The organism is Salinivibrio sp. MA427, assembly GCF_001996115.1.
Lineage (GTDB): Bacteria > Pseudomonadota > Gammaproteobacteria > Enterobacterales > Vibrionaceae > Salinivibrio > Salinivibrio costicola.
Genome location: NZ_MUFH01000104.1, coordinates 1 through 11,535, shown reverse-complemented (window position 1 = coordinate 11,535; position 11,535 = coordinate 1). Strand labels below are relative to the sequence as shown.

The following is an 11,535-nucleotide window of genomic DNA, read 5'->3' as shown; positions in this document are numbered from 1 at the left end:
AGCTTATATATCTCTTAGCATAAAGAAACTTTACGATAACAATGGAGCTCATTATGGCAACGACCCCTCGCACGGTAACGTCTCCGAAACAATTCATCATTGGTACAGGCTTACTCRCACAATTGCCGGAAAGCGTTCAAGACTTTGGTTCTAACGCGTATATTATTTGTGATGAGTTCTTTCTCGATCAAGTTAGCCAAACCTCACTGCCTGCCATTGAGCGCGCAGAGGGCTTGGCGGCCCATGTCGAGAAATTTCAGTACGAATGTACCCAGCAAGAAATTGACCGTAACCTCGGTATCGCTGAACAGCAAAAAGCCAATGTGATCGTCGGTATTGGTGGAGGTAAAACCCTCGATTGCGCCAAAGCCGTCGCGTACGAGCGAAAAGTACCGGTTATTTTATATCCCACTATCGCCTCAACCGATGCTCCTTGCACCGCCTTGTCAGTGATCTACAAACCTGACGGTGAGTTTGACCGCTACTTATTCTTGCCACAAAACCCAGATGCGGTGATTGCCGATACGGGTATTATTGCCAATGCGCCAGCACGCTTCTTTTCGGCGGGTGTAGGCGATGCGTTGGCTACCTATTTTGAAGCACGCGCCTGTTATCGTGCCGACGGCGTTAACTTGGTCCAAAAGCGCCCCTCTCGCACTGGTCTTGGCCTCGCTCAGCTTTGCTATGAGTTACTCAGCGAAAACATTGATGCCGCCATGGACGCACTAGCCAGTAAAGTAAGCACGCCAGCACTTGAGCAAATGATCGAAGCAACAATTTATCTAAGTGGTGTGGGCGCAGAAGCTGGCGGTCTCGCCGCCGCGCACGCCGTAAATAATGGGATGACCGCCGTGGCTGATTTGCACCATGCCCAGCACGGTGAAAAAGTCGTCTTTGGGTTGTTGACGCAATTGGTACTGGAAAACGCCCCTAAAGATGAAATTGATAATGTGGTTAGAATTATCAAAACAGCGGGTTTGCCACTCACGCTAGAGCAAATGGGACTAAAAACCTTTATTGAAGAAGAGTGGCGTGAAGTTGCGCGTATCGCTTGTGCAGAAGGTGACACCATGGGCAATATGCCAATGACGGTCAGCGAAGAGGATGTCTATCACGCCATGTTAGCCGCGAATAATATGGCAAAACGTTACTCAGCGGCCTAAACCTATCAGTCAACTGACTCACCAAGCGTCCGTTTATCGGGCGCTTTTTTAATGGCGCGCTACGACGAACAAGCGCGAACTGTTAAGCCAGATGAAAATCAATCACAAACAACGGGGGACGCGCTGGGTAGATTTGCAAAATCAGCGCCTTCAGCTCAGTAAGCGACATCCCCTCTTGTTCAGCATGACGGGCATTAATGTCCTCGAACGCTAGCGGAGCAACGCTGTCGATCACAATGTCACATACATAATGATCAGTTTCTAGCTGATGTACCGCGACGCGCGAACCGGGTTGATAGTGACTTTCAGATTCATCGCGAATGGTGATGGTTTTAACACCGGCGGCCACCATGGGCGTCAAGGTGGAGAAAAAGGTGATTTTGGTCGGGGCAGTCATGTTGCTTTCTTCCAAAACTGTATTGGTCTATGGCGTGATACGATTAAAAACGCCCGCGAGCACTTGCACGCGGGCGTTTCATGCCTTGCGACGTTACGCCATCATCGGCACCAATACAAGGGTACCAATAATCACGGTAATTAACCCGCAGAGGACCGGCACCGAGGTGCGCTTAACTACCTCAAACGGGCTGAGTTTTGCCATCCCAGATGTCGCCACAATCACTCCAGACACCGGCGATATGGTTCGGCCTAAGTTAGAGGCTTGCAGCATAGGGATAATCAAAAATGCCGGATTGAGACCCATTTTCGCTGCCAAAGACGGTGCTAATTCAACAAACGCATAGAAAGGTGCATTTCCAGAGCCAGTGGCAACAGCGGCTGCGACGGTAAGTAGAGTAAGCAGCATCATCAATGCAATACCGCCTGCCCCAGCGCTTTCTGCTAAGCCGAGTAAGTTGTCAATCGCACCAATTGACATAAGGCCTTGTGCAAATACCCCTGCAGCGACTAACAGCATCACCACGCCTTTAAAGGCATCCGCCATCCCTTCATAACACGCATCCAGATCTTCTAACGTTTTGCGACCATTAAAACGTTTGGTGGCGAAGTCGACGAGCGCACCTAAAAAGATAGAGAGCACCACAATGGTGTAGATATCTAGATAGAGGCCCGGAATGGTTTCACCGTTAAATAAAAACACCCCAATGATAGGCAGAAAAGGTAAGGCGGCGTAATAACCTGGCGCGTGAGTTTCTATCTCGGAGACGTCCACACGCTCCATCGGCGTGTTTTCTTTGTTATCCAGGTATTTATTCCAAAAGTACGCCGCGGCGGCCATCACAATAATCGCACAAATAGAGACCGGCAATACGGTTTCGACCGCAAACACGTGGAGCGGTAAGCCTGCTTTTTCCGCTGCAATCACCACATCTCCCGAGGTGGGTGAAAGTATAATCGCTGCAGGAGACGCGCACACTGCAGTCGCGGCGGGACGAGAAATGCCCATCGCAGTCATCATCGGGAATAAGGTAGCCATTAAAAGCACACCTAAGCCAGTTGCAGAGCTGACCGCCAGTGACATCAAACAAGCGACAATGTAGGCTGCAACCAACAACACATAGGGCGACTTGATCACCGACAACGGCTTAGAGAACTGCTTCACCACCACGTTGTTGGCACCAATATGCGACATATAGGCCGCAAAACCACACAACAACATGATTTGCATCCCGAGGCCGCCACCACGGTATTGCAGCATGTATTTCACATATTCCAGCGAATCAGTAAAAAGATTGCCCGTCGACGTTAATTTAGCCGGCAGAACACTGTGCCCTAATATCCCTGTGATGATCAGTAATATAATCCCTGCGGTCAGCAAAGTGCTTGCAGGACGATAACCTTTGACAATAAAGTAACCCACAGCCACGGTTACAACTAGCCCAATGAGAAGTTCTAGCATAATTCACTCCGCCAGATGGTAAAGATAAAAGAATTGGATGGAATTTACTCAGCTCACTGTACTAAAACCCTGCCTGTAGCACGACAACAACCAAGCCCTGACTTGATTTAAGACAAATAAAAAGCCGCCTATCAATGAAAGGCGGCTTGGTGATCACAATTTGTAACGATTAAATCATTGCTTAGCGACCAGATCAAAACGATCAGCGTTCATCACCTTCACCCACGCTGCAACAAAATCGTGCACAAACTTGGTTTGGTTATCATCTTGCGCGTAGAACTCTGCATAGGCGCGTAAAATGGCGTTAGAGCCAAACACTAAGTCGACGCGGCTCGCCGTCCACTTCACTGCCCCCGAATTACGCTCAATGATCTCATAGCGGTTACGGCCGACAGGTTTCCACTGATACGCCATGTCCGTCAGGTTGACGAAAAAGTCATGACTCAGCTCACCGACCCGATCGGTAAATACGCCTTCCGGGGCACTACCATAGTTGGTGCCAAGCACACGCATACCACCCAGTAGTACTGTCATTTCAGGTGCGGTGAGTCCCATCAATTGGGCGCGATCAAGCAAGAGCTCTTCGGGCTGAACGTTGTAATCTTTTTTCAGCCAATTACGGAACCCATCTGCGACCGGCTCTAGTACTTCAAATGAATCCACATCAGTGTGCTCAAGCGTGGCATCACCACGGCCCGGCGCAAACGGTACGTCGACGACCACACCAGCCGCTTTTGCTGCTTCTTCAATGCCTTGGTTTCCTGCCAGCACGATGGTGTCAGCGAGACTAATCTGGTGTTTCTGAGCAATATTACTCAGCACGTTGACTACCTTCGCCAGACGCTCAGGCTCGTTCCCCTGCCAGTCTTTTTGCGGTGCTAGGCGAATCCGCGCGCCGTTCGCCCCACCCCGCTTATCGGATTGGCGATAAGTCCGTGCGCTATCCCATGCGGTGGTCACTTTCTCTGCCAACGTCAGGTCACTATTGGCAATATCTGCTTTTACCGCTGCCACGTCATAATCGGTACGTCCTGCAGGCACGGGATCTTGCCAAATCAAATCCTCACTCGGCACATCTGGGCCGATGTAACGTGACTTGGTGCCACTGGTGACCGTATCGCGACCAATGCCACGCGCTTGGTGGTTGTTCCAGCCTAAGCCTTGCTCATCAACGTCGGCCGCTTCAGGCTCAGGTCCTAATACGCTCGCATCGCCATTGCCGTGACATTTACCCACGGTATGGCCACCGGCAGTTAGCGCGACGGTTTCTTCATCGTTCATCGCCATGCGCTCAAACGTGACACGCATATCATGGGCAGTTTTGAGCGGATCCGGGTTGCCATCTACCCCTTCAGGGTTAACATAAATCAGCCCCATCATCACCGCGGCAAGTGGATTTTCGAGATCGCGTGCGCCAGAGTAACGGCTGTTCTCTGCATCACTTGGGGCCAACCATTCTTTTTCTGCGCCCCAATAAGTATCCTTCTCTGGATGCCAAATGTCTTCACGCCCAAACGCAAACCCATAGGTTTTTAGCCCCATCGATTCATACGCCAGCGTGCCCGCGAGCAAGATCAAATCTGCCCAACTAATTTTGTTGCCGTATTTTTTCTTAATCGGCCATAGAAGGCGACGGGCCTTATCGAGGTTGGCGTTATCCGGCCATGAGTTCAAAGGTGCAAAACGCTGGTTACCTGTTGCGCCGCCACCGCGACCGTCAGCAATGCGATAGCTCCCTGCCGAGTGCCATGCCATGCGGATCATCAATCCGCCGTAATGTCCCCAATCTGCAGGCCACCAAGACTGACTGTCGGTAAGTAGCGACTTAACGTCATTTTTAAGTGCGTCAATATCGAGTGTTTTTAGGGCTGACGGGTAATCAAAATCGTTATCAAACGGCGTTGATTTTGTGTCGTGCTGATGAAGAATGTCGAGGTTAAGTGCATTGGGCCACCAGGTTTTGTGTGCCATCTCTTCCGATGTTGCGCCACCATGCATCACGGGGCATTGACCGCCCGACGTTGAGCGTTGCTGAGACATTGCTTTCTCCTTATGTTTTATCCATCAGTGCGAACGCTAAAACACCTGACTAGGCCGCACTGACGCTATCATTAGTTATTGCTAACTAAACATGAGTAACGTTAATAGACAATCACACAAAGCGCTAATCTGTTATGCCAATAATGTTAATAGCCAATAACTTATGAGCTGATGAGAGACGCGCTAACTCACATTCACCATGCCCATTCGCGATTTTGAAGCACCACACGATAACCATCCAGATCTTCAAAGGTGCAGCCGTCTTTATCCCAATAACTGTTATAACTCGAAACCGGTGTAAATCCGGCCGCTTCGATTTTTTTGCACGCCGCTTGCCATGCCGAGTGATCCGGCAAATAAAAAACCAATAAATTCTCTTGTGAGGGGGCTGGTCCAACATGGGTGCCGCGGTGGTGGGTAAACTCAAGGTGATAATTGTGATGCGGATGACCGATAATGGCACCATCAAAGTCATTGTGGCCAGAGAAGGTCCCGAGCAACTCAAAACCTAATCCTTCACAATACATATTCGTAATATCGGCTAAGTTATCAGTTGGCCGCGCAACCCGCATCACGGTATGTTTATCAATCATTATGTTGGCTCCTTTGGCTTAAAACGCCCGACTACTTGGCCAGGCGTTGCAAACAGATGCGGCGCATGTTGATGATGCATGTCACCAATTTGTACATTCAGGCAAAATTTACATCCAAGCCCTCAACCGAGGTACGCCCCACCTGCATCCTTGTCCTTCGTATCCTTTTGCGTGTTAGGCGATAAAAATCTGCCCCAACACGTAACCGAACGCACAGGCGCTCACCACACCAATTAAACCAACCGCCATGAATGAATGGTTGAAGTACCATTTACCGATTTTGGTGGTGCCAGATGCATCGAAATTCACGGTCGCAATATCAGAAGGATAGTTGGGGATAAAGAAGTACCCATACACCGCCGGCATAATACCGATAAGCAGTGCAGGGTCGAGCCCTAACCCAAGACCTACCGGCAACATCATCCGTGCGGTGGCAGCTTGTGAATTAACAACTACTGACACGATAAACAAGGCCAGAGCAAAAGACCATGGATACTGAGTGACCATATCCACAATTCCAGACTTAAACTGCGGCATCGCGTATTGGAAGTAAGTATCTGACATCCAGGCAATCCCAAAAATGGCAATGGCCGCTACCATCCCAGATTTAAACACCACGCCATTGGGCACATTGCGCGGATCGGTTTGTGTCGCCAGTAGGATGATGCCGCCAAAGCAGAGCATCATCATTTGAATGACGACTGACATGCTGATGGCCTTACTCTCCCCTGCCACTGTGCGAATTTCTGGCCACATAGCGATAATCACAATGGTAACGATGGCACTAATGAACAATAACACCGCATTGCGCGCGGAACGGGGTAATACCTCATCTAACGAGGTCGCGGTGGTATTTTCGATACGCTCACGCCATTTCGGGTCTTGTAAGCGCGCTTGGTAATCCGGATCGTCATCCAGCTCTTTGCCGCGGCGCAAGCTGTACAGAGACATCAGCAAGGTACCAAACAAGGTGGCGGGTACGGTGACCAACAAAATCGAGACTAACGTAATGTCATGTTGAATATCGGCAAGCTGGGCAAGGTAATACACCACCGCAGCGGAGATAGGTGACGCCGTAATCGCGATTTGAGAAGCAACCGACGCTGCGGCCATGGGGCGCTCCGCTTCACCTCTCTACCCGATTACGCAGGCTGTTTTTGTTATCGCGTTTAATCTAAAACTTGTGTCATGCCCGCCAAATGGTGCCAATAGCCATTGCAATCGTGGTTGAGCGGTTGCGGCTGGGTGCCTGCTTGGTTAGCACGGAATTTGTCTACCCATTGCAAGGTGTCAAGCGACAGTGGGCTTAATCGCACCACGTCCACCAGCCCTTGCATCGACGGTAAATCGTTAACGAGATTGGCGCATTGCCCGGACTGGGTTTGAATGCCATTCAGCACAAATACCGCTTGACCCTCTTGGGATTCCGTTAACCGTCCATTGGGGTATTTTAGGCAGCACAGCTCGCAGTCATCTTTGGCACGGTTTTCTGAGCGCGCGGTAAAACAGCGTGCCGAATAAGCCAGTGGTAAGTAACCATAGCCAGTCACCTCTACCTCAAACTGGTCGCGAATACCCAGTGCATCACAGCCGTTCAACATATTCACCAACCAATCGCGCGAAAGCTCCACCGGCATCACCCAGCGTGTCATGCCTAAGTCGACAAATTGCTTTAATGTTTGCGGGTTATAGCAGTTGATAGCGGCTCCCACCACAAAGGGCTGCCGACGCTCGCTTAAAAATTGCACCGCGCTCAGGTCATTCGCTTCAATGCGAATATCATCATTATCACAGTAGCGTTTTAGCATGGTCAGCTCTGAGGGCGCTTCAATCAGCGCCATGGTCGAGAGCACCACTTGTTTACCAGACTCAGCCAGCTCACGCGCGAGCCCGATCCAGTCTTTGGTTTTCAGCTCTCGCCGCTTAGCACAGACGGTTTCGCCGAGATAAATCACATCGGCTTGGCTGTCTGCCGCCGCTTGATAAAAGGCTTCAACCTCAGCCTTGGGCCAGTAATACAGAATTGGCCCGAGAGAAAATTGCATCATAATTCCTTATTGCCACTTGCGATGGTAAGCACCCAAACTGGTTTGCACCCCTTCAGAAAGGCTATCGAGCGAATGCGCCCAATCCGGTGCAATATCAAACGCCTCGGGGTTTGCGACACAGCGATCAATCGCTTGACGCCATACCCGTGCAACTTGCTCCACATATGCAGGGCTGCGCTGACGACCTTCGATTTTGACCGATTTGATCCCGGCGCGATAAAGCTCAGGCAGGACACTTAAGGTGTTCAAACTGGTGGGCTCTTCCAGTGCGTGATAGCGGTTGCCGTCGACACAGAAACGACCTTTGCAGAGGGTGGGATACCCCGCTTTTTCGTCGGCTTGATACCGATCAATCAAGACACCATTTAAGCGCGACTCCAGCCCTTGCTCAGTATCTTGCCAGCGCACGAATGCCGCCGGTGAGCAAGCGCCCACGGTATTGGGCGACTGGCCGGTAAGGTAAGACGATAAATAGCAGCGCCCTTCGGCCATAATGCACAGGCTGCCGAAGGCAAATACCTCTAAGTCAACATCGGTATCGCGTGCTAGTTGTTTAACCTGATGAATAGACAGCACCCGCGGCAATACCACTCGCTTAACGCCATATTGCTGCTGATAGAAACGGATCGCCCCAGCGTTAGTGGCGGATGCTTGAACAGAAAGGTGTATATCCAAATCGGGATAGGTGTTGGCGGCGTAATCTAAACAGGCCATATCAGCAAGGATCAGTGCATCAGCGCCATTTCCGGCGGCGCTATCAATCGCATATTGCCAGCGGCGCCAACCATCGGGGTGAGCAAAGGTGTTAATGGCAACGTGCAAGTCTTTGCCGTGGTCATGCACATACTGACTGGCACGCTGCAATTTGCTGTCGGTGAAGTTCAGCCCAGCAAAATGGCGCGCATTGGTATCATCTTTTAAGCCGACATACACCGCATCGGCGCCATGCTCGATCGCTTTTTTAACCGCCGGAATATTGCCCGCCGGACAAAGGAGCTCCATAACATTGCATTCCATTTTATGATTGTCCGGCTAAGATAAGGGCGTTGCCAGTGTGGGGGGTTGATATGTATCAAGCTCACTTCCCCATGAGGATAAAAATCGCGATAAATGACGCTGTTGCCACAAAAATCCTCCTCATTTTTGACTCGGATCCAATGGCAGCGCCTCCTACCTCGCTACTCTAGTGGCACTCAACCATTGGCACCAAAGGAAAGCCAAATGCTCGTTAACCCAATCACACAACAACCCCTTGCTCTGCCACTGCCTCAGCCCAATCTGATTACACCAGGCCTAAAAGCGATCACTCAGTTACCACAAGGGCTACAGGCCCAGGTGTTGACTAAATTGATGAATACCGCTTTTACCGTGCCGCTGGCGGAGGAAGAGTTCGACTTTCTTGCTGGCCGTACCATTCGCATTGGTTTGCGCGATCTCAACGCCAATTGGTTCGTGTCACTGAACGAAAGCAACCAATTATTAGTGGGTTTATCGGGGGAAGAAGACGCCAGTATCGAGGGAGATTGGTTAGCGTTTTTAAAAATGGCTACTCACTATTGCGATCCGGATACGCTGTTTTTCCAGCGTCAACTCAGTATCAGTGGTGATACCGAACTTGGGCTGCATGTGAAAAACCTGCTTGATAGCCTCGAAATCGACACCCTACCCAAGCCGCTGGCACGCTCACTGACGTTAAGCCATCACTACCTCACTAAACTCGCGTTGTAGTGACTTGGCTATTCGGACGGGTGCACGACAGGCTGTTGATAACGGTGCGATAGATATACCGCCTAGATGGCATAAAGAGGCGGCTAATTGCCGCCATATGTATTGCAGTCAAACTGTCATCGTTCGGGTGCGATACCACTTTACCGTGACAGGTGCGAGCTCTTTTAACGCGTTACGCACCATGATGAACGGCACTTTGATAAAGTAGAACGACATCAATACCATCATCATAGGGTCCGCATAAACCGCATAATCCGACCAAGGTGAATGCGCCACTAACCAAGCACCTAAAAAGCCTAAGGTGACTGCGAGACTTAATAAGGTGTCCATTTGCCACTGGCGCGATTCCGCCTCCACCAACTGGCTTTGCCCTGCTTGATTTTTACGCGCAATCATCCACCATCCGTAACCGCAACCCACCACGTTGACGATACCAAATAACACCGCCAATGACGGATTAACCGCACGTCCGCCCTCGACCAAGGATGATACCGCTTCGTAAAGGGAATAACTCACCAACAGCATAATCACGGCACCTTTAATGGCGACAACAAGCGGAGTGAGCAGCGCACGTGTGATCGGCCTTGCATAGCGCGAGTGGATATACCATGACGCGCCCAGTGACAACAAAGTTAACACTAGGCTAATCAACGAGTAGATACCGTCGAACATAATCACTAAAGAGCCAGCAAACCACCCTACGGCCAGGCCGGTGATGGCAAACCCTAATGCTAAAAGGGCTGAAAACACTAAGACTGACTTTTCATTGATCACGTTTTGAGGAGACATAAAACACCAAAAGTAGAAAACACGCACACATTCTTGGTGCTACTGCGCCGCTTTACAAATGCGAACTTGCAGGCGTTTTCACCATCCCGTTAGGTGGAAAATGAAACGCATTTAATTTCAATAATTTATAACACAAATCAGCTGTCAGCATTTCTGACACTCAGTGTCCCAAACACATTTTAGTTATGAGATAGCGCAAAATCGCATTTTGCTCTTATATAACTATTGCGCATACTAAACGCACATTTATATTCTTTATGGACTAAGAAGATGAGGAAAGGTATTTTGCTTGCTGCCATTATCTTGCAGCTTTTTCTCGCAGTGACCAGCACGGGATGGTGGCAGTTTGCTGCGGCACTCAGTGCTTTTTTATTGGTCGCGGTACTCCGTTTGCCTCAGGACACACCGCACGAGTGATCCTGAAGCAAAACCGGACAACTAAGCAGCAAAGAGCAGCCAAGCAAGCGACGAGCAAGAGATAATCACCCATAGCGCAATGCCAAAAAACAGGGGCTTGGGGCCTGCGGCACGTAGCTGGGCGATAGAGATACTGCAGCCTATCAAGAACAAGCACACCACCAACACTTGCTTAGCCACCGCGAAAATCACATCGTAAATCGGTTGTGCTTGCACAAACACATCACTGATGCCGATAGCTAAGCAATAAAAGACAATAAAAAATGGAATAGTGATTTTTTTGGCGTGACTACGAAACATCAGTGCACTGACAAAGGCGACAGGCACAATCCATAATGCACGTGCAAGCTTGAGTGTCGTGGCGGTGGTTAATGCTTGCTCACCATAGGCAGACGCCGCCCCCACCACCGATGATGTATCGTGAATCGCGATCGCCGCCCAAGTCCCAAAGGTATGCTGATCAAGCCCTAACGCATGCCCAATCATCGGAAATACAAACAGCGCTAGCGAGTTCAGTACAAACACGGTGCCCAGCGCGAGGCCAATTTGTTCATCATCGGCATTGATGGCGGGCGAGACGGCCGCGATGGCACTGCCGCCACAAATAGCTGTTCCCGAGGCAATTAAATGACCCGTTTTTCGATCCAACCCGATCAGCTTGGCCAGTATCGTGCCAAACACCAGAGTGCCCGTAATGGTGGCAATAATCAGCCCTATCCCATCGCCGGTAACCGCCAACGCCTCTTGCAAAGGAATACCAAACCCCAGTCCAACGATAGAGTACGCGAGGAGCTTTTTAGTGATCTTAGTGAGCGGTAATCCGCTGGGTACCCCGCCCAAAGACGTAAGTAAAAAACCGAGTACTAAAGCGATGGGCGAAGTGACCCAGGGGGTTAAGC

General features: G+C 50.3%; 10 protein-coding genes and 2 pseudogenes. 3 read left to right on the top strand and 9 right to left on the bottom strand.

The window, feature by feature from the left end; all coding sequences use genetic code 11:
- Positions 1-53 precede the first annotated feature (53 nt).
- Complete coding sequence (locus BZG79_RS08480) at positions 54-1,163, top strand: glycerol dehydrogenase (RefSeq protein ID WP_077774177.1); 1,110 nt, start codon at positions 54-56, stop codon at positions 1,161-1,163.
- 82 nt (positions 1,164-1,245) lie between these two features.
- Here the strand turns inward: BZG79_RS08480 and yqfB are convergent, their stop codons facing one another.
- The 7 genes and pseudogenes from yqfB to BZG79_RS08445 all read right to left on the bottom strand — a co-directional run bounded on the left by yqfB (position 1,246) and on the right by BZG79_RS08445 (position 8,704).
- The gene (yqfB, locus tag BZG79_RS08475; RefSeq protein ID WP_077461063.1) at positions 1,246-1,560 is read right to left on the bottom strand and encodes a N(4)-acetylcytidine aminohydrolase; all 315 of its coding nucleotides are present in this window, start codon (positions 1,558-1,560) and stop codon (positions 1,246-1,248) included.
- 93 nt (positions 1,561-1,653) lie between these two features.
- Entirely contained in the window at positions 1,654-3,021 is a 1,368-nt protein-coding gene (gene dcuC, locus BZG79_RS08470) for an anaerobic C4-dicarboxylate transporter DcuC (RefSeq protein ID WP_021023954.1), read from the bottom strand.
- Between the two features lie 174 nt (positions 3,022-3,195).
- The gene (locus tag BZG79_RS08465; protein ID WP_077774176.1) at positions 3,196-5,061 is read right to left on the bottom strand and encodes a peroxidase family protein; all 1,866 of its coding nucleotides are present in this window, start codon (positions 5,059-5,061) and stop codon (positions 3,196-3,198) included.
- Positions 5,062-5,255: 194 nt separating this feature from the next.
- The gene (locus BZG79_RS08460; protein WP_021023952.1) at positions 5,256-5,654 is read right to left on the bottom strand and encodes a VOC family protein; all 399 of its coding nucleotides are present in this window, start codon (positions 5,652-5,654) and stop codon (positions 5,256-5,258) included.
- Between the two features lie 174 nt (positions 5,655-5,828).
- Positions 5,829-6,776, bottom strand: a pseudogene (locus BZG79_RS08455) (anaerobic C4-dicarboxylate transporter); the annotation flags it as partial.
- 47 nt (positions 6,777-6,823) lie between these two features.
- Positions 6,824-7,699 (bottom strand): U32 family peptidase, encoded by an 876-nt coding sequence (locus tag BZG79_RS08450; RefSeq protein ID WP_021023950.1) that lies wholly within the window; start codon positions 7,697-7,699, stop codon positions 6,824-6,826.
- A 9-nt stretch (positions 7,700-7,708) separates the two neighbouring features.
- Positions 7,709-8,704, bottom strand: a complete 996-nt coding sequence (locus tag BZG79_RS08445) for a peptidase U32 family protein (protein WP_077576595.1) — start codon at positions 8,702-8,704, stop codon at positions 7,709-7,711.
- Positions 8,705-8,923: 219 nt separating this feature from the next.
- Here BZG79_RS08445 and BZG79_RS08440 point away from each other — a divergent pair, with 219 nt between their 5' ends.
- Positions 8,924-9,430 (top strand): SCP2 sterol-binding domain-containing protein, encoded by a 507-nt coding sequence (locus BZG79_RS08440; RefSeq protein WP_175993433.1) that lies wholly within the window; start codon positions 8,924-8,926, stop codon positions 9,428-9,430.
- 156 nt (positions 9,431-9,586) lie between these two features.
- On the opposite strand, the pseudogene BZG79_RS08435 reads toward BZG79_RS08440, so the two are convergent.
- A pseudogene (locus BZG79_RS08435) lies at positions 9,587-10,219 on the bottom strand (cation transporter); the annotation flags it as partial.
- 270 nt (positions 10,220-10,489) lie between these two features.
- On the opposite strand from BZG79_RS08435, the gene BZG79_RS16395 reads away from it, so the two are divergent.
- Positions 10,490-10,636, top strand: coding sequence for a hypothetical protein (locus BZG79_RS16395; RefSeq protein WP_199877638.1), 147 nt, complete (start codon positions 10,490-10,492; stop codon positions 10,634-10,636).
- A 21-nt stretch (positions 10,637-10,657) separates the two neighbouring features.
- Here the strand turns inward: BZG79_RS16395 and BZG79_RS08430 are convergent.
- On the bottom strand, positions 10,658-11,535 hold an 878-nt coding region (locus tag BZG79_RS08430; protein ID WP_108743255.1), incomplete at its 5' end, for a putative sulfate exporter family transporter.

Bases quoted from the DNA above. Each gene is read 5' to 3' on its own strand.
- BZG79_RS16395 (WP_199877638.1), top strand. From the start codon at position 10,490: ATGAGGAAAGGTATTTTGCTTGCTGCCATTATCTTGCAGCTTTTTCTC.
- BZG79_RS08460 (WP_021023952.1), bottom strand. From the start codon at position 5,654: ATGATTGATAAACATACCGTGATGCGGGTTGCGCGGCCAACTGATAAC.
- yqfB (WP_077461063.1), bottom strand. From the start codon at position 1,560: ATGACTGCCCCGACCAAAATCACCTTTTTCTCCACCTTGACGCCCATG.
- BZG79_RS08450 (WP_021023950.1), bottom strand. From the start codon at position 7,699: ATGCAATTTTCTCTCGGGCCAATTCTGTATTACTGGCCCAAGGCTGAG.
- BZG79_RS08440 (WP_175993433.1), top strand. From the start codon at position 8,924: ATGCTCGTTAACCCAATCACACAACAACCCCTTGCTCTGCCACTGCCT.
- BZG79_RS08445 (WP_077576595.1), bottom strand. From the start codon at position 8,704: ATGGAGCTCCTTTGTCCGGCGGGCAATATTCCGGCGGTTAAAAAAGCG.
- BZG79_RS08465 (WP_077774176.1), bottom strand. From the start codon at position 5,061: ATGTCTCAGCAACGCTCAACGTCGGGCGGTCAATGCCCCGTGATGCAT.
- dcuC (WP_021023954.1), bottom strand. From the start codon at position 3,021: ATGCTAGAACTTCTCATTGGGCTAGTTGTAACCGTGGCTGTGGGTTAC.